The sequence below is a fragment of the Acidovorax sp. 94 genome (genome assembly GCF_003634645.1).
Taxonomy (GTDB): Bacteria; Pseudomonadota; Gammaproteobacteria; order Burkholderiales; family Burkholderiaceae_C; genus Acidovorax; species Acidovorax facilis.
Genome location: NZ_RBJA01000001.1, coordinates 2,896,552 through 2,917,005, shown reverse-complemented (window position 1 = coordinate 2,917,005; position 20,454 = coordinate 2,896,552). Strand labels below are relative to the sequence as shown.

Annotated in this window: 21 protein-coding genes; 6 read left to right on the top strand and 15 right to left on the bottom strand. The window is 66.1% G+C overall.

Annotation, left to right across the window (positions count from 1 at the left end; genetic code table 11):
• Positions 1 to 261: 261 nt before the first annotated feature.
• From C8C94_RS13410 to panB, 3 genes are all read right to left on the bottom strand, one after another.
• Positions 262 to 1,101: an urease accessory protein UreD gene (locus tag C8C94_RS13410; protein WP_121421059.1), complete on the bottom strand. Its 840-nt coding sequence runs from the start codon at positions 1,099 to 1,101 to the stop codon at positions 262 to 264.
• A 212-nt stretch (positions 1,102 to 1,313) separates the two neighbouring features.
• Positions 1,314 to 2,159, bottom strand: coding sequence for a pantoate--beta-alanine ligase (gene panC / locus C8C94_RS13405; RefSeq protein ID WP_121421058.1), 846 nt, complete (start codon positions 2,157 to 2,159; stop codon positions 1,314 to 1,316).
• A gap of 44 nt (positions 2,160 to 2,203) precedes the next feature.
• Entirely contained in the window at positions 2,204 to 3,085 is an 882-nt protein-coding gene (panB, locus tag C8C94_RS13400; protein WP_121421057.1) for a 3-methyl-2-oxobutanoate hydroxymethyltransferase, read from the bottom strand.
• A 164-nt stretch (positions 3,086 to 3,249) separates the two neighbouring features.
• On the opposite strand from panB, the gene nadC reads away from it, so the two are divergent.
• From nadC to C8C94_RS13385, 3 genes are all read left to right on the top strand, one after another.
• A complete protein-coding gene (nadC, locus tag C8C94_RS13395; protein WP_199731256.1) occupies positions 3,250 to 4,098 on the top strand; it encodes a carboxylating nicotinate-nucleotide diphosphorylase in 849 nt (282 codons plus the stop codon).
• Positions 4,095 to 5,225: a quinolinate synthase NadA gene (nadA, locus tag C8C94_RS13390; protein WP_121421055.1), complete on the top strand. Its 1,131-nt coding sequence runs from the start codon at positions 4,095 to 4,097 to the stop codon at positions 5,223 to 5,225. Before nadC ends, nadA begins: the two co-directional genes overlap by 4 nt.
• A gap of 77 nt (positions 5,226 to 5,302) precedes the next feature.
• Complete coding sequence (locus C8C94_RS13385) at positions 5,303 to 7,102, top strand: chorismate-binding protein (RefSeq protein WP_121421054.1); 1,800 nt, start codon at positions 5,303 to 5,305, stop codon at positions 7,100 to 7,102.
• Positions 7,103 to 7,126: 24 nt separating this feature from the next.
• Here the strand turns inward: C8C94_RS13385 and C8C94_RS13380 are convergent, their stop codons facing one another.
• Both C8C94_RS13380 and C8C94_RS13375 read right to left on the bottom strand, forming a co-directional pair.
• Positions 7,127 to 8,095, bottom strand: coding sequence for an IS1595 family transposase (locus tag C8C94_RS13380; RefSeq protein ID WP_082437481.1), 969 nt, complete (start codon positions 8,093 to 8,095; stop codon positions 7,127 to 7,129).
• A gap of 148 nt (positions 8,096 to 8,243) precedes the next feature.
• The gene (locus tag C8C94_RS13375; protein ID WP_121421053.1) at positions 8,244 to 8,603 is read right to left on the bottom strand and encodes a 5-carboxymethyl-2-hydroxymuconate Delta-isomerase; all 360 of its coding nucleotides are present in this window, start codon (positions 8,601 to 8,603) and stop codon (positions 8,244 to 8,246) included.
• A 189-nt stretch (positions 8,604 to 8,792) separates the two neighbouring features.
• Here C8C94_RS13375 and C8C94_RS13370 point away from each other — a divergent pair, with 189 nt between their 5' ends.
• Positions 8,793 to 9,551 (top strand): carbonic anhydrase, encoded by a 759-nt coding sequence (locus tag C8C94_RS13370; RefSeq protein WP_121421052.1) that lies wholly within the window; start codon positions 8,793 to 8,795, stop codon positions 9,549 to 9,551.
• 68 nt (positions 9,552 to 9,619) lie between these two features.
• Here the strand turns inward: C8C94_RS13370 and bioF are convergent, their stop codons facing one another.
• The 9 genes from bioF to C8C94_RS13325 form a co-directional block, all read right to left on the bottom strand.
• A complete protein-coding gene (bioF, locus tag C8C94_RS13365; RefSeq protein WP_121421051.1) occupies positions 9,620 to 10,888 on the bottom strand; it encodes an 8-amino-7-oxononanoate synthase in 1,269 nt (422 codons plus the stop codon).
• The gene (gene bioD, locus C8C94_RS13360; RefSeq protein WP_121421050.1) at positions 10,885 to 11,556 is read right to left on the bottom strand and encodes a dethiobiotin synthase; all 672 of its coding nucleotides are present in this window, start codon (positions 11,554 to 11,556) and stop codon (positions 10,885 to 10,887) included. Before bioD ends, bioF begins: the two co-directional genes overlap by 4 nt.
• Positions 11,556 to 12,881, bottom strand: a complete 1,326-nt coding sequence (bioA, locus tag C8C94_RS13355) for an adenosylmethionine--8-amino-7-oxononanoate transaminase (protein WP_121421049.1) — start codon at positions 12,879 to 12,881, stop codon at positions 11,556 to 11,558. The genes bioD and bioA overlap by 1 nt, the downstream gene beginning before the upstream one ends.
• A gap of 2 nt (positions 12,882 to 12,883) precedes the next feature.
• Positions 12,884 to 13,264, bottom strand: coding sequence for an aspartate 1-decarboxylase (panD, locus tag C8C94_RS13350; protein WP_121421048.1), 381 nt, complete (start codon positions 13,262 to 13,264; stop codon positions 12,884 to 12,886).
• Positions 13,265 to 13,326: 62 nt separating this feature from the next.
• Entirely contained in the window at positions 13,327 to 13,701 is a 375-nt protein-coding gene (locus C8C94_RS13345) for a 6-carboxytetrahydropterin synthase (protein ID WP_121421047.1), read from the bottom strand.
• 23 nt (positions 13,702 to 13,724) lie between these two features.
• A complete protein-coding gene (gene queE, locus C8C94_RS13340; RefSeq protein WP_008903450.1) occupies positions 13,725 to 14,360 on the bottom strand; it encodes a 7-carboxy-7-deazaguanine synthase in 636 nt (211 codons plus the stop codon).
• Positions 14,357 to 15,946 (bottom strand): L-aspartate oxidase, encoded by a 1,590-nt coding sequence (nadB, locus tag C8C94_RS13335; protein WP_121421046.1) that lies wholly within the window; start codon positions 15,944 to 15,946, stop codon positions 14,357 to 14,359. Before nadB ends, queE begins: the two co-directional genes overlap by 4 nt.
• Before the next feature lie 66 nt (positions 15,947 to 16,012).
• Positions 16,013 to 16,876, bottom strand: coding sequence for a ScpA family protein (locus tag C8C94_RS13330; RefSeq protein WP_233573463.1), 864 nt, complete (start codon positions 16,874 to 16,876; stop codon positions 16,013 to 16,015).
• Between the two features lie 64 nt (positions 16,877 to 16,940).
• Positions 16,941 to 17,147, bottom strand: coding sequence for a DUF3460 family protein (locus tag C8C94_RS13325; protein WP_121421045.1), 207 nt, complete (start codon positions 17,145 to 17,147; stop codon positions 16,941 to 16,943).
• Positions 17,148 to 17,224: 77 nt separating this feature from the next.
• On the opposite strand from C8C94_RS13325, the gene C8C94_RS13320 reads away from it, so the two are divergent.
• Positions 17,225 to 17,737 (top strand): outer membrane protein assembly factor BamE, encoded by a 513-nt coding sequence (locus C8C94_RS13320; RefSeq protein ID WP_121421044.1) that lies wholly within the window; start codon positions 17,225 to 17,227, stop codon positions 17,735 to 17,737.
• Between the two features lie 26 nt (positions 17,738 to 17,763).
• On the opposite strand, the gene C8C94_RS13315 is transcribed toward C8C94_RS13320, so the two are convergent.
• Positions 17,764 to 19,443: a SulP family inorganic anion transporter gene (locus C8C94_RS13315; protein WP_121421043.1), complete on the bottom strand. Its 1,680-nt coding sequence runs from the start codon at positions 19,441 to 19,443 to the stop codon at positions 17,764 to 17,766.
• A 350-nt stretch (positions 19,444 to 19,793) separates the two neighbouring features.
• On the opposite strand from C8C94_RS13315, the gene C8C94_RS13310 reads away from it, so the two are divergent.
• Positions 19,794 to 20,417, top strand: coding sequence for a YitT family protein (locus C8C94_RS13310; protein ID WP_121421042.1), 624 nt, complete (start codon positions 19,794 to 19,796; stop codon positions 20,415 to 20,417).
• Positions 20,418 to 20,454: the final 37 nt, after the last annotated feature.

Below are 20,454 nucleotides of genomic sequence, written 5' to 3'. Positions count from 1 at the left end.
AGGTGCTAAAGACAGTCGCGCCCTTTGATAGCTCTTGAAATTTTCCAGAGTGATGGCAGTCAGCATAGAGCGATTTTCCTTCTCTCGGTATTTTGGGGCGGGTACTGCAATCGGTAGGCAACCGCTTCCACATCGTGAGTGTTCTACAACTTGAAGCGAGTGAGGCTCAGCTAGTTTAGGGGGCTATTGTTTGAAAGTGAGCCAACGTCTAGATTGCTATAAGTCCGTATCGGCCACATTTCATCGAGCCAGATAGTTTGGTTACATCGCCCAAATCCTAGGCGCCTCCCCCTCCAACCCCCACAACACCTCCCGCCAGACCGCTCGCACCGCCTTGAGCAGCTTCATCGCTGGCTCCACCTGCGGCGCCAACACGCGCACCACCACCATGCGGTCGTTGGGGCTGGTGGCGCCCGCGGTGGCCTTGACCTGGGGGTGTTGATCCATCACCGCACGGGCCGCGTCCAGGGCCGCGTCGCGGCGGGTGCGGTCCAGGGGGGTGCCTGCGGCAAAGAACATGCTGGCCATGCAGCGGTGGCCCGCCAGGCCCAAGGGGCTGCTCAGCAGCCGGCCATCGGTGGCGTCGATCACGCCGCGCTCCAGCCACAGGCCAGGCACTTCCAGGTGCTGGGTGAAGCGGCCTTGTTCGAATGGCTGGCCCGCGTGTGGCAGGCCCAGCGCGGTCACGTCCCAGGCGATGCATTCGGCGCCGGGGGCGAGGTTCAGCGTGAGATGGTTTTCGGCGTGGCAGGCGCTGTAGCACAGGGCTTCCAGCGGCAGCCATTCCAGGCGCGCGCCTTCGGCCAGGGTGAGGTGGCTGCGCTGCAGGGCCAACGGGCCGGTGGACCGGTAGAAGCGCGTGGCGCCGGGGGTGGTGACCAGGCCGTGGGCACCGGGGCCCACGGTGGTGGTGATGTCCAGCGTGTCGCCGCCCACCAGGCCGCCGGGCGGGTGCACCAGCACGTTGTGGCAGATGGCGTCGCCCTCGGGGTAGAGGCTTTGCAGGATGCGCAGCGGGCCGTTGTGCTCGTAGCGGGCTACGGTGCGGGCGTTGTTGTTTTGTGCCGTGTAGTCGAGCTGCAGGCGGGCGTGCCAGGACATGGAGGAGTCTTTGCTATCAAATAAGTAGCTTATTGCGCAATGCAGATAAGCGCTAGGGGCCTTTTTAGGCAGAATAATAGCTGACGGTAGGTGGGTGCTTGGTTTGTTTTCGGAGAGGGACCGGTGGCGGGGCTGCACAGCATCGTCTGCTCCTCCCTTTGGCAGGCCCTCCCTCGCGACAACGGCGCGAGGGGGGGCTTTTGTGAGCTGTTCTAAAACTCCAGGTTGTCAATCAACCGCGTGCTGCCCAGCCGCGCAGCCCCCAGTGCCACCAGCGAGCCCGCTGCATCGGCCGCTGTGGCGGGCAACAGGTCGGCGCGGCGGCGCACGGTGAGGTAGTCCGGTGCCCAGCCCCGCGCGCGCAGGGCGTCCAAGGCCCGGGGCTCCACCGCGCTGCGGTCGTTGGGCGCAGCGTTCAGCCATTGCTGTGCCAGTTGCTTCAATGCCTGCGACAGGGCTACGGCTTCTTGCCGCTCTTCCAGGCTGAGGTAGCCGTTGCGTGAACTCAATGCCAGGCCATCGGCCGCGTGGCAGGTCTCGCCCGCTACCACCTCAATCGGCAGCGCAAACTGCTGCACCATGTGGCGGATCACCATGAGCTGCTGGTAGTCCTTCTTGCCGAACACGGCGGTGCCGCCGGTCTGGCCGAGCACGCAGGCAAAGAGCTTCATGACCACCGTGCTCACGCCCACAAAAAAGCCGGGGCGGAAATGGCCTTCCAGCATGTCGGCCAGCAGCGGATCGGGGTGCACCTTGAAGGTCTGGGGCTGTGGGTACAGATCAGCCTCGCGCGGGGCAAACAGCACATCGCAGCCCGCAGCTTGCAGTTGTGCGCAATCGGCCTCCCAGGTGCGGGGGTAGCTGTCAAAGTCCTCGTGCGGCAAAAACTGCAGGCGATTCACAAAGATGCTGGCCACCGTCACGTCGCCCAGGGGCTTGGCCTGGCGCACCAGGGCGATGTGCCCGTCGTGCAGGTTGCCCATGGTGGGCACAAAGGTGGGGTGGCGATAGGAGGCCAGGGCCTGGCGCAGGTCTGCAATGGAGCGGGCAATCAGCATGGGGTGGGAGAGGTCGAAAAGAAATGAAGAAATGGGGTGAAGGCTCACCAGGCGTGCAAGGCGTTATCCGGGAACTGCCCCTGCTTCACAGCCTGCACATAGGCCTCCATGGCGCCGCGTACGCTGCCTGCGTCCTGCATGAAGTTGTGGACGAACTTCGGCATCTTTCCGAGGTTCATGCCCAGCATGTCGTGCAACACCAGCACCTGGCCGGCAGTGCCGTTGCCCGCGCCGATGCCGATGGTGTGGCAGTGCTGCAGCTCGGCCGTCAGCTCGGCGGCCAGTATGGCGGGCACCATCTCCAGCACCAGCATGGCGGCGCCTGCGTCTTGCAGCTCATGCGCCTCCTTGCGCAGGGTGCGGGCGTCATCGTCGGTCTTGCCCTGAACGCGGTAGCCGCCCAGGGCATGCACCGTTTGCGGTGTGAGGCCCAGGTGAGCGCACACCGGCACGCCGCGCCGCACTAAAAACTCCACCGTGGGCGCCGTCCAGCCCCCGCCTTCGAGCTTGACCATGTGCGCTCCCGCCTGCATCAGCACGCAGGCGCTGCGCAGCGCCTGCTCTCGGCTCTCGGCATAGGTGCCATAGGGCAGGTCGGCCACGAGCCAGGCCGTGCCGTGCACGCGGTGCAGGCCACGCGCTACGCTGGCCGTGTGGTAGGCCATGGTGTCCAGCGTCACGCCCACCGTGCTGGGCAGGCCCTGGCACACCATGCCCAGCGAATCCCCCACCAGAATGCATTCCACCCCCGCCGCATCGGCCACGGCCGCAAACGTGGCGTCGTAGGCGGTGAGCATGGTGATCTTCTCGGCCGCTGCGCGCATCTGCGCCAGGCGCGGCAGGCTGACCGGGCGGCGCTGGGGCAGGGGAGATGCGGGCGGCAGGGTGCCGTAGGGTGTTGCGGAAGCGGTGCTTATGGCAGTCATGGGGCATCCATGGGCAAAAATTGCCGCGAGTCTATGCGACCAATAATGGGTGTACTTATTGGTTGTCTGCCCAGTGGGATGCGGCCTAGGTCGGTACCGTGGCCTTTGCGTTCCCGGTATGCTCGCGGCCCATGACAGCAGCGTTACACCCCGCGAACACCCCCATGAGCGATACCGATGTGATGGCCCTGGCCCAGGCCGACGTGGCCCGTGCCTTGGCCGAAGATGTAGGCGCCGGCGACCTCACGGCCGGCCTGATCAACCCCACCCGCCGCGCCCGTGCCCGCATCCTGGCGCGCGAAGCCGCCGTGATCTGCGGCGCCCCCTGGGCCGAAGCCGCGCTGCGCGCACTCGACCCTACGGTGCAGATCACCTGGCATGTGGCCGAAGGCCAGCGCTGCGCGCCCGATCAGGTGGTGCTGGAGCTGGAGGGCAATGCCCGCGCACTACTGTCGGCCGAGCGCACTGCGCTCAACTTTCTGCAACTGCTGTCGGCCGTGGCCACCAAGACCCGCACCTATGTGGATATGGTGGCGGGCACCCGCGCCCACATCGTGGACACGCGCAAGACCATCCCCGGCCTGCGCCTGGCGCAAAAGTACGCCGTGCGCGTGGGCGGCGGCACCAATCACCGCATCGGTCTGCACGACGCAGTGCTCATCAAGGAAAACCACATCGCCGCCGCCGGTGGCGTGACGGCTGTGCTCAAAGCCGCCCAGGCTGTGGCAGCTCAAGCAAAGTTCGTCGAGATTGAAGTGGAAACCCTGGAGCAACTGACCGAGGCGCTCGATGCGGGTGCAAAGATGGTGCTGCTCGACAACATGCCGCTGCCCACGCTGCGCGAGGCGGTGCGCATCAACGCGGGCCGTGCAATTTTGGAAATATCGGGTGGCGTCACGCTCGAAGGCTTGCGCGAACTGGCCGAGACGGGGGTGGATCGCATCTCCATCGGCACGCTGACCAAAGACGTCAAGGCGACGGACTTTTCCATGCGCCTGCAGGAGCTGTCATGACCACCGCTGTAATGAACCGCATCGACGTGGAGTACGAGCAGCCGCTCGATACCGAGGAAGGCTCCGTCTGCTCCACCAAACACGCCTGGGCGCGCGTGCCACCCGAACCCACGCAGGCCGAACGCCTCGCGCTCAAGGACAAAATCCGCCGCCTGCTGAAAGAGAAAAATGCGGTGATGGTGTCGCACTACTACGTGCACCCCGACCTGCAGGATCTGGCCGAGGAAACTGGCGGCCTGGTGAGCGACTCGCTGGAGATGGCCCGCTTTGGCCGCGACCATGCCGCGCAGACCCTGGTGGTGAGCGGCGTACGCTTCATGGGTGAGACGGCCAAGATTTTGAGCCCCGAAAAGACGGTGCTCATGCCCGACCTGGATGCGACCTGCTCGCTCGACCTGGGCTGTCCTGTGGAGGAATTCAGCGCGTTCTGCGACGCCCACCCCGACCGCGCCGTGGTGGTCTACGCCAACACCAGCGCGGCCGTGAAGGCGCGGGCCGATTGGCTGGTCACATCCAGCTGCGCGCTCGACATCGTCGGCGCCTTGAAGGCAGCAGGGCAAAAGATCCTGTGGGCGCCCGACCGCCACCTGGGCGCCTACATCCAGCGCGAAACTGGGGCCGACATGGTGTTCTGGAACGGCGCCTGCATCGTGCACGACGAGTTCAAAGCCTTCGAGCTGGAGGCGCTCAAAAAAGAACACCCCCACGCCAAGGTGCTGGTCCATCCTGAAAGCCCTGCAGACGTGATCGCCCTGGCCGATGCCGTGGGCTCCACCAGCGCCATCCTCAAGGCCGCACGCGAGATGGATGCCACCGAGTTCATCGTAGCCACCGACAACGGGATGATGCACAAGCTGCGCACGCTGAACCCCGGCAAGGTGTTCATTGAGGCGCCCACCGCCGGCAACAGCGCCACCTGCAAAAGCTGCGCGCACTGCCCCTGGATGGCGATGAACGGCCTGGCCGATGTGGCGCGCGTGCTGGAGTCCGGTGCCAATGCGATCCATGTAGACCCTGCGCTGATCCCGCGTGCGCGCCAGCCCATCGACCGCATGCTGGCGTTTACTGCGGCGCTCAAGAACGGGCAGCCTACAGGCGCACTGGTGCCGCACCTGGGCGCCGCCTGAGTGTCTGCTACAGGTCTTTTTTGCTTCTATTTTGATAGCTATTTGCGCTTTATTCATAAGCGCTAGCTACTGTTTTGATGCCAAACTGTCGCGTTGACTTCACCCAACCGCTGAGTGCGGGTGCTGCGCGCTTGCGCCACCGGTTTGAGGCGCCGCGCGAGGTGCTGGTGGCCCATGCGTTGCCGGAGGTGCGGGGTGTGCTCGACGCCGTGTTTGCCGCTGCGCAGCAAGGCCGCTGGTGCGTGGGCCATGTGCGCTACGAGGCGGCGGCCGCGTTCGATACAGCCTTTCAGACCCATGCAGCCGATGGTCCGCTGGCCTGGTTTGCGGTTTACGACGCCCCTTTGCCTTGGCACGAGGGGGTGGATGGAGCGACGGAAGCCACTCCCGCACGGGTGGTGTGGACCGACAGCCCCGACCGCGCCACATTTGATGCCGCGCTGGCGCAGATCCAGCAGGCGATTGCGGCGGGCGAGCTGTACCAGGTCAACCACACGGCGCCGCTGCACGGCACGCTGCAGGGCTCGGCCCAGGCCCTGTTTGCCGCGTTACAGCGTGCCCAGCCCGGCGGGTATGCGGCGCACATCGATACCGGGCTCGAACAGGTGTTGTCGGTATCTCCCGAGCTGTTCTTTGACTGGCAGGACGCGCCCGGGGGCGGCCGCATTCTGGCACGCCCTATGAAAGGCACGGCCCCACGGGGAGCCACCCCTGAAGCGGACGCACAGCAGGCGGCGCACCTGCGCACGGCACCCAAGGAGCGGGCCGAGAATGTGATGATCGTGGACCTGCTGCGTAACGACGTGTCGCGCATTGCCCAGCCCCACAGCGTGCGTGTGCCTGTGCTGTTCGCCACACAGGCCCTGCCCACCGTGTGGCAGATGACGTCGGACGTGACGGCCCGCACGCAGCCCGGCACCACGCTGACCGATGTGTTTGCAGCGCTGTTCCCCTGCGGATCGGTCACCGGCGCGCCCAAGGTGCGCGCCATGCAGATGATCCATAGGCTGGAAGGCGCGCCACGCGGTGTGTACTGCGGCGCCGTGGGTGTGGTGCGCCCGGCAGGGCCGCCGGATGCGCAGGGCCAGCATGCGGTGGCCGCGACCTTCAATGTACCCATCCGCACCGTGGTGCTGCGCACCGAGGGGGAGCAGACCCGCGCCACCTGTGGCATCGGCAGCGGCATCACCTCGGGCGCGTTGGCCGATGCCGAGTGGAACGAGTGGCAGCACAAGCGCGCGTTTGTGGAGCGCGCGAGCCAGCCCTTTGACCTGCTCGAAACTTTGGCGTTGCAGGCGGGCGTTTTCCGGCACCGGGACGAGCACTTGGCGCGCCTGCAGTCGGCGGCTGCGCACTTTGGCGTGCCCTGGGATGCGGCGGCCGTGTTGCAATGCCTGCAGGCACAGGCAGCAGACCATGCCGACGGCGCATGGCGCGTGCGCCTGCTGCTGGGCGCCACGGGCATGCCCCGGGCCGAGGCCTTTGCCCTGCAGCCCACGGCCGAGCCCGTGCGCCTGCAACTGGCCACGCGCCCGCTGGCCGAGGCCCACAGCGAGTTCGTGCGCTACAAGACGACGCGCCGCGCGCACTACGCGGCGTTTGCGCCCACCACGCTCGGCGTGTTCGACACGCTCCTGTGGAACGCGGCGGGCGAGATCACTGAAAGCACCTTTGGCAACATCGCCGCGCTCATCGACGGGCGGTGGGTGACGCCGCCTTTGTCATGCGGCTTGCTGCCTGGTGTGGGCCGCGCGGTGGCGCTGCGCGAGGGCCGGCTGGTGGAGGCCGTGCTGTGCGTTGCCGATGTGCCCCGGGTTCAGGGCTGGGCTTTCATCAACAGCCTGCGCGGCTGGTTGGCCGCCGAGCTGGATAGATAGAAATTTGAAGGAAATCGGGCTCTTCTAGCGAATGCTAGTGACGTCTTGATTCCCCATGGCCGCACCCAGCACCAGCGCGGGCTGTGGGCCCATCGGGCCTGATCGGTCCAACAACCTGAACCACCCCAGGTACGAATCAAGGTATTTCGTTGCAACGCCCTTGAAGTGCTGCATCCAGCCGCGCAGCCTGCTGACATAGGCATTGACGTTCTGCACATGCCAGGGGCCGCTCACCCGCTGGCCCCGGCTCACGTTCACTGCCTGGTGCTGCACACCCAAGAGCCGCGCTGCACTGGCCAGAGTGACGCTGCCATCGGTGCACAGGATGGTGTCCGGTGGCAACAAGGGCTTGAGTGCCGCTTGCACACTGACGGCCTTGTTCGTCTCCAGGATGAGGTTGACCGTTGCTCCCGCACGGTCTCGCGCCATCAGTACGGGTGTGTACTCCGAACCCTTGCAGCCAGCCAGCGCTTTACCTCCCCGGCGACGGGCCTTGCGCAGCAACCCTCTTTGACCCTTGCAGGAGACCAGGAAGTAGGACTCATCGGCCTCGGCAATGCCCACAAGCTGGCGAGCCTGCTGGTTGCTTGGGCAGGCCAGGAAGCGGTGACGCCAGCGAAAGGCGGTGCTTTGTGCCACGCCCAGGCGCTGGGCCACCTGATTGAGCGAGAGGCCTTCGCCCAAAGCTTGTGTCTGACCCATCCACTTGTCCCGCAGATGCAAACGCGCCAGCGGTGTTCCAGTCAAGGCGTTGAAGGTGCGCGCGCAATGGCGGCACTTGAAGCGTTGAAGCCCATTGGCCGAGCCGTTCTTGACAAGCAGGGAACTGTTGCAATGCGGGCAAGCCCGGGAACCGCCGCTGTGCGCTTCTACAACGGCGATGGCTTGACTGTGATCGAGCAGCACCTGCAGGGAGCTTGCCAGTTGCTGGCGCTGGTGGTGCGTCAGCTGGGGCAAGCTGTGGATCAAGCGCGTCATCTGTTGCTGTCGCATGGCCTTCTCCTGGGGCAGACGCAAAGGCGTCGTACCTTAAAGATCAGGGCCATGGGGCGCGATTAAAGAGGCATCACTAGCATTCGCTAGAAGAGCCGGAAATCGGCCTCCAGCGCCCGTGGAGCAAGCGCTGGCAGCTATCAAATTTTCAGAGCCGTTCCTTCACATAGCTCGGCCGGTCCATGTCCACGATCTCCACGCTCAGCTGCACCATCACGCCCTGCGGCCGGGGCGTGCGTTCGCGCAGCACGGCGGCGATGCGGTCGGACAGCTCCTTCTTGGCCTCGGGCGTGCGGCCCGCGAGGAGGCGCAGTTGGGCATGCACAAAAGCGCGGTTGGCGGGCGCGATGCCGATCTCGAAGCTGTCGGCCACGATGAAGCGGGTCTTCAGGTCCGCCTCGTCCTGCACCTGGGGGTGGTCACACAGGGTGGCGTTCAGCGCGGTGAGGGTTTCTGCTTCAGGGTAATGGGGCAGGTTGGCGGAGTATTCGATGGTCAGGTGAGGCATGGTGCGGGGTCCAGTTCGGTCGATTGAATTCGATTCAGGACATGGTAAGTGGTTTGAGGTCGCTGGCCAGCAACCCTTGGGCCGTCAGTGGCACCCAGCAGTTTAAGCCGCCGTTAAGCAAGGCTGCTGACTATCACGCGGCTGCTTGCAGCAGCTTGTTTTTCATCAACTTGTTGTTCCTTAAGAGCCATGACACCCCCCTTCTTGATCCAAAAAACCACATTGTTTGCCCTCCTGCTGTGCGCCGCCACCTGGGCCAGCGCCGAGGGCGCCCACCCGCACTGGGAATACAAGGGCAAACACGGCGCCGCCCACTGGGGCGCGCTGGAGCCTGGTTTTGAGGCCTGTGCACGTGGTGCGGCGCAAAGCCCCATCGACATTCGCAATACCGTGAAAGAGGCGCTGCCTGCGCTGGATTTCCAGTACACGGCAGGTGCCCCCACGCTGGTCAACAACGGGCACACGGTGCAGGTGAACATGCCTGCGGGCAGCAAGCTGGTGGTGGACGGCAAGGCGATGGAGCTGCTGCAGTTCCACTTCCACACCCCCAGCGAAGAGGCCATTGGCGGCAAGCACGCGGCCATGGTGGCCCACTTTGTGCACAAGGCTGCGGACGGAGGACTGGGCGTGGTGGCGGTGCTGATCCAGCCGGGCAAGACGAATGCGGCCTGGGCCCCCATCTTTGCGCACCTGCCGCGTGTGGGTGAGCAGGTGACGGTGGACGGGCTCACGCTGGACGCCAGCACCCTGTTGCCCGCCAAGAAGGGTTACTACAGCTTTGCAGGGTCGTTGACCACGCCGCCCTGTTCCGAAGGCGTGCAGTGGATGGTGCTCAAGGAACCCGTGAAACTGGGTGCCCAGCAGATCAAGGCGTTCCGCCAGCTCTATAACGCCAACGCGCGCCCAGTGCAGCCGCTCAATGGCCGCATCGTGAAAGAAAGTACCTGACTGTGACCAGCCGGTCCGCTGGTTCCAGGGGGGGGCGGCTGAGTCGCAGGTCGATGTTCAGGCCATAGTCAGGCTGTAGCGGCCGCAGACGCCACGCTGGTGTCTGCGGTTTTTTGTTGAAGAGCCACCACGCAGTCGGCGGCATGTGCCGCCAGCGCTGCCAGCAACGCCTCCACATCCGTCGCCGTGTGCGCGGCCGATAGCGCAATGCGCAACCGGGCCGTACCCACGGGCACCGTGGGCGGGCGGATGGCGGGCACCCACAGGCCCCGCTGGCGCAGGCTTTCCATCGCGGCCAGGGCCGCTTCGTTGCTGCCGATGATGAGCGCCTGCACCGCCGTGTGAGACGGCACCAGGTGCCAGCCCAGTTCCGGGGGCAGTGTGGCCAGGCCTTCGCGCAACTGGGCGATGCGCTGGCGCAGCCCCTCCCGCAGGTCGTCCGCAGCCGTGATCAGCTCCAGGCTTTTGCGCAATGCGCTCGCCAGCAGGGGTGGGGCGGCGGTGGCAAAGATGTAGGTGCGGGTCTTTTGCAGCAGCCATTCAATGAGTGCAGCATCTCCCGCCACAAAGGCGCCCGCCACGCCCGCTGCCTTGCCCAGCGTGGCCATGTAGAGCACGCGGCGCGAGGCGGTGGTGCCCGTCAGGCCCGCTTGCGCCAGGCTACCGCGCCCTTGGGGGCCGAGCACGCCAAAACCATGGGCGTCGTCCAGCAGCAGCAGCGCGTCGTAGCGCTCGCACAGCGCCAGCAGGGCGGGGATGTCGATCAGGTCGCCATCCATGCTGAACACTGCGTCGCTGACCACCAGCTTGCGCCGTGCAGGGCTGGCGGCCAGAGCAGTCTCCAGCGCGGCCAAGTCGGCGTGGGCGTAGCGGTGGATGGTGGCGCGCGACAGGCGCGCGCCATCGATCAGGCAGGCGTGGTTGAGCGCGTCGGAGAACAGCGCATCGCCATCGCCCACCAGCGCGGGGATGATGCCGGTGTTGGTGGCGTAGCCCGCGTAGAAGTACAGCGCACGGGGTAGCTGCACAAAGGCGGCCAGGTCGCGCTCCAGTGCATCGTTCGCGGCGCTGTGGCCGCTGACCAGGGGTGATCCGCCCGAGCCCACGCCAAAGGTGTGCGTGGCGTCGCGAGCGGCCTCGGCCAGCGCGGGGTGGCTGGCCAGGCCCAGGTAGTCGTTGCTGCAAAAGGCCAGCATGGGCTGGCCGTCCACCAGCAGGTGGGCACCGCCCGCGGGTTGCACCACGCGGCGGCGGCGCAGCAGGTGGGCGCGCTCGATGTCGGCCAGGCGCCCCGGGATCTCGTCGAGCCAGGAGGTGGGGTGGGATTCCTGCGTCATAGCCATTCCCCGGGCAGTTCAAACACCAGGCTGCGCGCATCGGGAAGGTCCTGGTACGGCACCTCGGCCAGCAGCGGCACGCCCAGGCGCGCACGCAGGTAGGCGATGTTCTCGTCAGCGGCCTCCATCTCGGGGTCCACACGGTTGGCCACCCAACCCACCAGCACGAGGCCACGCGCCCGGATGGCCTCGGCAGTCAGCAACGCATGGCTGAGGCAGCCCAGCCGTAAACCCACCACCAGCACCACGGGCAGGGCCAGGGCCTGGGCCAGGTCGGCACCGGTCTGGGTGTCGGTCAGCGGCACATGAAAACCGCCCGCGCCCTCCACCACCACGGCATCCGCCTGGGCGGCCAGCGCCTGGTAGCTGCGCACGATGGCCGCGATATCAATCTGCACCCCGGCACGTTCGGCCGCAATGTGGGGCGACAACGGGTCGAGCAGCAGCACGGGGTTGTCCAGCTCGGGTGCGACGGACAGGGTGGAGGCCGAGCGCAGCGCGATCGCGTCCTCGCTGGCCCAGTCCTCGCCCCAGGGCACCACACCGGCCGCCACGGGCTTCATGCCGACCACACGGCGGTGGTGCGGCGCCAGGGCGTGCAACAGGCCGGTGGACACCAGCGTCTTGCCGACGCCGGTGTCGGTGCCGGTGACAAAACATCCAATCATCAATTCTCCTCTTGCAGCGTGGCGTTCAGCGCAGCGAGCGCGCCGCTGGCCAGGCATTGCACGGCTTCGTCGTCGAGCATGTAGGGCGGCATGGCATACAGCGTCTTGCCGATGGGCCGCAGCACCAGCCCCCGCGCCATGGCGTGCTGGTGGTAGCGGCGGGAAAAGTCGGGCAGCGTGGTGTCCACATCCCAGGCCCAGATCATTCCGAGGCTGCGCGCATGGCGCACACGTGGATGCTGTGCCAAGGGTGCGCACGCCGCATCGATGCGTTGCGCCAGCGCCTTGTTGGCATTCAGCGCATCCAGCTGTTCAAACAACTCAAGCGTGGCCAGCGCCGCGCGGCAGGCCAGGGGGTTGCCGGTGTACGAGTGCGAATGCAGAAAGCCGCGCGCCACATCGTCGTCGTAGAACGCGGCGTACACCACATCCGTGGTCAGCACGGCCGACAGCGGCAGCGTGCCGCCAGTCAGGCCTTTGGACAGACAAATGAAATCCGGCCGGATGCCCGCCTGCTGGTGCGCGAACATCGTGCCCGTGCGGCCAAAGCCCACGGCGATCTCGTCCACCACCAGGTGCACCTCGTAGCGGTCGCACAGCGCGCGCGCCAGGCGCAGGTACTCGGGGTCGTGCATCGCCATGCCAGCAGCACATTGCACCAGCGGTTCGACAATGAAGGCGGCGGTGGTGGTGTGGTGGTCCTGCAGCCAGGTCTCCAGCGCGGCGGCGGCGCGCCGGGCCACGTCCTGTGCGGTTTCGCCAGGGGCTGCGCTGCGCGCATCGGGGCTGGGCACGGTGTCGGCCAGGCGCACCAGCGGGGCATAGGCCTCGCGGAAGATCGCGATGTCGGTCACGGCCAGCGCGCCCACGGTTTCGCCGTGGTAGCCACCGGCCAGGCCTACGAAGCGGCTCTTGGCGGGGCGCCCGGTGTTGCGCCAGTAGTGCGCGCTCATCTTGAGTGCAATCTCGGTGGCAGCGGCGCCGTCGCTGCCGTAGAACGCATGGCCCAGGCCAGTGAGGGTGGCCAGGCGCTCGGACAGCTCCACCACCGGCGCATGGGTGAAGCCCGCCAGCATCACGTGGTCGAGCTGGCCCAGCTGGTCCACCAGCGCGGCCTGGATGTGTGGGTGGCTGTGGCCGAACAGGTTGACCCACCAGGAGCTGATGCCGTCCAGGTAACGCTGGCCGTCGGTGCCATAGAGCCACGGGCCCTGGGCGCGCGCAATGGCCACGGGCGGCTGGGCCTCGTGCCGCTTCATCTGCGTGCAGGGGTGCCAGACGGCGGCCAGGCTGCGGGCCACCAGCCCGTCGTGTTGTGGCTGCATGCTTACAGGGCCTGGGTGGGCACGGCGTGGCGCAGTTCGGTCTGGCGGTTGTGCTCGTCCACAAACACCAACTGGGGCTGGTGCGTGGCCACCTGGTCTTCATGCACCTGGGCGAAGGCGGCAATGATGATGAGGTCGCCTGCGGATGCGCGGCGTGCGGCCGATCCGTTCACCGAGATCATGCCGCTGCCGCGCTGGCCCTTGATGGCGTAGGTGACGAAACGCTCGCCGTTGTTGATGTTCCAGATGTGGATCTGCTCGTTCTCGGCGATGTTGGCCGCATCGAGCAGGTCTTCGTCGATGGCGCAGGAGCCTTCGTAGTGCAGCTCGCACTGGGTCACGGCCACGCGGTGGATCTTGGATTTGAGCAGAGTGCGGAACATCGGCTTCCTTCAATGAAGTCTGTGAATGGGGGAGGGCCTGCCGACGGCAGGGCCGTGGTCGGTCAGGGCTGCGGAAAGTCCAGCATGCAGCTGTCGCCCAGCGCTTCGCGCCACACGCGCACACGACTCACGCTGGCGCGCAGGTCGGCGGGCAGCGCCTGGGCGATGAAAACGCACAGGTTCTCCAGCGTCGGCGTGCCCAGGCCAGGCACGTCGTCCAGCATGTGGTGGTCCAGCTGCTCGCGCACCACCTCCAGGCCCCTGCGCAGCAGGCCCAGGTCCAGCACCATGCCGGTGGCGGGGTCGCGTGGGCCGCTCAAAAAGACCTCGGCGTGGTAGGTATGGCCGTGCACGCGGCGGCTGCCTTCGGCCTCGATCTCGCGGCGCAGGGTGTGGGCAGCGTCGAAGAAGAAGCGCTGGGAGATGGTGAACAACATACGGGAACCAAGAAGAGAGCAGCTCAACGGATGCCGGTGAGCTTGTGGGTTTGCAGGCTCAATCGCCATGCGGGGTGGGCCAGGCAGGCGTCAATGCAAGCGGCAGTGTTCTGTCGCTGCAGAAGGCCATCCATGGGCTGCAGAAAGCGGTGGGTGAACTGCGTGTCCTGCTCCAGCGCCTGCAGGTCAAAGCCCGGCTGGGGCCACACGAGCTTCAGTTCCTGCCCGCTGCGCTGCACCCACGGGGCACCCGCCTTGGGGCTGATGCACAGCCAGTCGATGCCCTCGGGCGCAATCACGGTGCCGTTGCTTTCAACCGCAATGCGAAATTGCTGCGCGTGCAGCGCGTCGATGAGTGCCGTATCGACCTGCAGAAGGGGTTCGCCACCCGTCAGCACCACCAGGCGATGGCCCGCGCCTGCAGGCCATTGGGCGGCGATCAATTCCGCCAGTGCCGTGGCCGTTTCGAACTTGCCGCCCAGCGTGCCGTCGGTGCCCACAAAGTCGGTGTCGCAGAACTGGCAGATGGCCTGCGCGCGGTCCTGCTCGCGGCCCGTCCAGAGGTTGCAGCCTGCAAAGCGGCAGAACACCGCGGGTGTGCCCGCCTGGCCGCCTTCGCCTTGCAGGGTGTAGAAAATTTCTTTGACGCTGTAGGTCATCGGGCCACCGGTGGTACGAGAAGGGTGGGGGCCGCAGGCGCGGCCATCTCGGGGTAATCGCGGCTGAAATGCAGGCCCCGGCTTTCGCGGCGCAGCTGGGCGCTTTTCACGATCAGGTCGGCCACCTGCACCAGGTTGCGCAGCTCCAGCAGGTCGCGTGTGACGTGGAAATGGGCGTAGAACTCCTGAATCTCGCCCTGCAGCATGGCAATGCGGTGGGCGGCACGTTCCAGGCGCTTGTTCGTGCGCACGATGCCCACGTAGTCCCACATGAAGCGGCGCAACTCGTCCCAGTTGTGGGAGATGACGACGGATTCATCCGCATCGGTCACGCGGCTGTCGTCCCAGGCGGGAACGGTGGGCAGTTCTGTGGTCGGGGCTGCTGCGATGGCCTGCGCGGCGGCGCGGGCGAACACCATGCATTCGAGCAGCGAGTTGCTGGCCAGGCGGTTGGCGCCATGCAGGCCGGTGCAGGCCACCTCGCCCACGGCGTACAGACCGGGCAGGTCGGTGCGGCCCGCCAGGTCGGTCAGCACGCCGCCGCAGGTGAAGTGGGCCGTGGGCACCACGGGGATGGGCTCCTTGGTGATGTCGATGCCCAGCGACGCGCAGTGCGCGAGGATGTTGGGGAAGTGCTCTTGCAGAAACGCGGGGCTCTGGTGCGAGATGTCCAGGTGTACGCAGTCCAGGCCGTGTTTCTTCATCTCGAAGTCGATGGCGCGGGCCACCACGTCGCGCGGGGCCAGCTCGGCGCGCGGGTCGTGGTCGAGCATGAAGCGCGTGCCGCCGGCCGAGGGGGGCAGCTTGAGTTGCCCGCCCTCGCCGCGCACGGCCTCGCTGATGAGGAAGGACTTTTCGTGCGGGTGGTACAGGCCCGTGGGGTGGAACTGGATGAACTCCATGTTCGCCACGCGGCAGCCCGCGCGCCAGGCGGCGGCAATGCCGTCGCCCGTGGCGGTGTCGGGGTTGGTGGTGTACAGGTACACCTTGCCTGCGCCGCCCGTGGCCAGGATGGTTTGTGGCGCGCGGAAGGTCACGACCTCGTCGGTGTCGCTGTCCAGCGCATACAGGCCCAGGCAGCGGTGACCCGGCAAGCCCAGCTTGCGCGTGGTGATCAGGTCCACCAGCGTGTGCTGCTCAAACAGCGTGATGCCGGGCGTGGCGCGCACCACGTCGATCAGCGTGCGCTGCACGGCCGCGCCGGTGGCGTCGGTCACGTGGGCAATGCGGCGCGCGCTGTGGCCGCCTTCGCGCGTCAGGTGCAGCTGGTCGCCTTCGAGCGTGAAGGGCACACCCAGCTTGCGCAGCCAGGCAATCGAGGCGGGGGCGTTCTCCACCACAAAGCGCGTGGTGGCCAGGTCGCACAGGCCTGCGCCGGCGACCAGCGTGTCTTCAATGTGGGCGGCAAAGCTGTCGTCGTCAGCCAGCACGGCGGCAATGCCGCCCTGGGCCCAGCCGCTGGAGCCATCTTGCAGCGTGCGCTTGGTGATGACGGCCACGCGGTGGGTGGGCGCCAGGTGCAAGGCAGCCGAGAGGCCAGCGAGGCCGCTGCCTACGATGAGAACGTCGAAGTCGTGGGATGCCATGGCTTGCGGGTGAAGAAAGGGGTAACGCCACGGCCACCGGCCAGGGCGGTGAACAGGGGAGCCAGCCTAGACCGGCGTGTAAGCGAGGCGCACGTAAATGGGGGCAAAAGCCTCGGCCTGCGTGATCTCGATCAGCGTCTCTTTGGCCAGCTCCAGCAGGGCGATAAAGGTCACCACCAGCACGGTGCTGCCTTTTTCGGGCTCAAAGAGTTCTTCAAACTCCACAAAGCGGCGGCCTTGCAGGGTCTTGAGCACCATGCTCATGTATTCGCGCACGCTCAGCTCTTCGCGCGTGATCCGGTGGTGCTGTACGAGCTTGGCGCGCTTCAAGATATCGCGCCAGGCCTCCTGCAGCTCCACCACATGCACGTCGGGGAAGCGCGGCTGCAGGCTTTGTTCGATGTAGACCTGGGCTTTGAGGAAGTCACGGCCGTACTGCGGCAGCTGCCCCAGGCGGGCGGCGGCCATCTTCATCTGCTCGTATTCGAGCAGGCGGCGCACCAGCTCGGCGCGCGGGTCTTCGGGCTCCTCGCCGCCTTCCTGCTTCTTGGGCGGCAGCAGCATGCGCGACTTGATCTCGATGAGCATCGCCGCCATCAGCAAATACTCGGCCGCCAGCTCCAGGTTGCGGCTGCGGATCTCGTCCACATACGCCAGGTACTGCTTGGTCACCCCGACCATGGGGATGTCGAGGATGTTGAAGTTCTGCTTGCGGATCAGGTACAGCAGCAGGTCCAGCGGGCCTTCGAAGGCTTCGAGGAAGACTTCGAGCGCGTCGGGCGGGATGTACAGGTCGTTGGGCAGCGCAAACAGCGGCTCGCCATACAGGCGCGCCAGCGCCACCTGGTCCACCACGTCGGGCATGCCTGCCGCATCCAGGGCGGGCATGTCCGGCGAATCGGCCGTGTCGGCTGCGCTCGCGGTGGTCATGGGGTGCTATAAAAATATGAGCTATCAGCGCTTGATGGACAGGCGCAGAAGGCCAATTTGGTGCTTAATCCGCGTTCGTCTGGTAGACGTAGGGCTTCTGGGCCACCTGGCCCTCGCGGTATTCGCCCCAGATCTTGCGGTCTACCTGCTTGTCCCACAGCAGGGCGCGGCCGGCTTGCTGCTGCTGGTCCAGCTCGGGGCGGCTGGACTTGAGCTGGTTGATGAACTGGGTGGCGTCGGACTGGTAGTCGGGGCGGCGGAAAATGGACATGGACTGTGAATCTCTTTCTTGGAACGCATCAGGCACAGTGACGCACCAAAGGTCCAAGATTTTACCGGGACGAATTTATGCGCTTGATATATCGCGCCGCTGCCCTGGCAGCCGCCTCCTTTTCGCTGCTCGCCCTCACCGCCTGCGACCCCCAGCGCATCAGCGAGCTGAAGGAGGGCGTATCGACCGAAGCCGACGTGCGCGACCGCTTTGGCGCCCCCGAAAACGTGTGGGACGAGCCCGGCGGCGCACGCACCTTCGAATACAACCGCCAGCCCGCAGGCCAGGTCAACTATATGATCACCATCGGCGCCGACGGCCGCATGACCACGCTGCGCCAGGTGCTCACGCCCGAAACCTTTGCGCGCGTCGTGCCTGGCATGCGCATGGATGAGGTGCGCCGCCTGCTGGGCAAACCCGCAAAGGCCACGCCCTACGAGCTGAAGAAAGAGACGTGGGTGGACTGGCGCTATCTGGAGGCGCCCAACCAGGCCAAGGTGTTCACGGTGGTCCATGGGGCTGACCTCGTGGTGCTGCGCACGCAGACGGGGGCCGACCTGGACGCGCCGGAGTTCAAGGGCGGCAAGTAAACGGTTGCCCCGCGCCCTGCCGACAACTACACATCCACGCTGGCGCCGCCCTGGGCGGCCAGCCGGTCGGCAAAGCCCGATCGCTCGATCAGCGAGCGTGGCTGCTCGTGCAGGTTCACCACCGACATGCGCCCACCGCGCGCTGCCACGGCTTTCAGGATCTGCTCCAGCGCATCCAGCCCGGTCGTGTCCAGCGCCACCAGCTCGCAGGCGTCCAGCACCACATCCATGCCGGGCGGGCCGGTTTCCACCGCCTGCACGATGGGGTCGATCTTGGCGGCTGCGCCAAAAAACAGCGCGCCGTGCAGGCGCCAGCGGGCCACAGTGCGCTGCCCCGGCGCAGCGCCCGGCGGTGTTGGAATGGGTTCGGGCTGCCGCACCGCGCGAAACAACCCGCTCATGCGCCGCACAAACAGCGCGCAGGCCATGAACAGGCCCACCTCCACCGCCACCGTGAGGTCGAACACCACCGTGAGGAAAAACGTGCCCAGCATCAGCAGCCGGTAGTGGTTGCTGAAATGCTTGAGCCGCACAAACTCGTGCCACTCGCCCATGTTCCAGGCCACAAACAGCAAGATGCCCGCCAGCACCGCCAGCGGAATGTGCAGCGCCAGCGGCGCAGCCACCAGCACGATCGCCAGCAGCGTGAGTGCATGCACCATGCCCGCTACCGGCGACGTGGCGCCCGCGCGGATATTGGTCACCGTGCGCGCAATGGTGCCGGTGGCCGGCATGCCGCCAAAAAACGGCACGATCATGTTGGCCGCGCCCTGGGCCATCAGCTCTTGGTTGGGGTCGTGTTTTTTGTGGTGCGGGTCGGTGGCCAGCTGGTCGGCCACGCGGGCGCACAGCAGCGACTCGATGGCACCCAGCAACGCGATGGTGAGTGTGGGGGTGACCAGCAGCCGCACCGTCTCCCACGAAAAATCGGGCAGCGCAAACACCGGCAGCGCCTGCGGAATGCCTCCAAAGCGCGAGCCGATGGTCTCCACCGGAAACCTGAGCCCCCAGGCCAGCAGGCTCAGCGCCACCAGCGCCACCACGGGTGCGGGCACCCGGGCAAACCGGCGCACCGTGTGCCCCTCCATGAGCCGGATCACCGGCGAGCCCTTGAGGAACAGCCGTGGCCAGAGGAACAGTAGCGCCACACACGCCAGCCCCAGCCCGAACGCATAGGGGTTGAAGGTGCCGATGTGCTGCGCCAGCGTGCTCACCTGCGAGAAGAAGTTGCCCGGCATGCGGTCAATCGACAAGCCCAGCCAGTCTTTCACCTGTGACAGCGCAATCAGCACCGCAATGCCGTTGGTAAAGCCGATCACGATGCTGACCGGCACAAACCGCACCAGCGTGCCCAGGCGAAACAACCCCAGCAGCACCAGAATCACGCCCGCGCAGGCGGTAGAGATCAGCAGATTGGCCACGCCATAGCGCTCCACAATGCCGTAGACGATCACGATGAACGCGCCCGCTGGCCCACCAATCTGCGTGTTGGCGCCCCCAAGGGCAGAGATGAGGAAGCCCGCAATGATGGCCGTCCACAGCCCCGCCTCGGGCTTGAGGCCACTGGCAATCGCAAACGCCATGGCCAGCGGCAGCGCCACAATGCCCACCGTGACCCCCGCACCCACGTCGGCCAGCCAGCGGCTCTTGGTGTAGCCGCGCAGGGCGTCGATCAGGCGGGGGCGAAAGGCGGGCGAAAACGGCATGGAGGCAACCAGTGTAGTGAGCACTTCTTGAAGTGCAACCGATGGCGGTCCCAACCGCCCGATGGCGTCACACCGGCGCTGCAATAGCGCCACAACAGGGCCGCAACAGGGCCACAAACAGAGCCTCCGCAACTTGGGTAGCTTCAGCTCCATGTCGGTGTTGTACTGGATTTGCTCATAATTTGATAGCTTTTGGCGCTTGCTGTATAAGCGCTAGATGCCAAAAAATGCTTGAAATCTGCCAAGGCTGGCAAGGGAAAGCCGCCCCTGCGCACTGGCGCGTTGCTTGCTAGTTGTGGTGCACTGCATCCCCACCTGCTCCCATGCCCGACACCCTTCACCCTCCTGCCATGCCGACGCCCGAAATGTCCCCCCCGCCATCACTGCGCCACGGCCTGTTCGAAGACGCGCAGGCCCTGTTCGCGGGCACCTTGTTTGTGGCCATGGCGCTCATGCTTTTCAACCAGGCGGGCCTGCTGGTGGGCGGCACCGCGGGCGTGGCGTTTTTGCTGCACTACGTCACGGGCATTTCGTTCGGCAAGCTGTTTTTTGTGGTCAACCTGCCGTTCTACTGGTTTGCCTGGACGCGCATGGGCCACGAGTTCACCATCAAGACCTTTGTCTGCGTGGGCCTGCTGTCGCTGCTGACCGAGCTGTTTCCGCACGTGATGCATGTGGACTACCTGAACCCGCTGTTCGCCTCGCTGCTGGGCGGGCTGCTGCTGGGCACGGGCTGTTTGTTTCTGGCGCGCCACCGCTCCAGCCTGGGCGGTGCCACGGTGGTGTCGCTGTATCTGCAAAGCCGCTATGGCATGCGGGCGGGCAAGGTGCAGATGATGATCGACGGCTCCGTGGTACTGCTGGCGCTGTTCGTGGTGCCGGTCGAGCGTGTGGCGTATTCGGTGCTGGCCGTGCTGGTGATGAGCGGGTTCTTGTGGATCAGCCACCGGCCAGGGCGCTACGTGGGGCATTGAGCGAGACAGCCGCCAGCGCGGTGGCTGACAGTCTCGT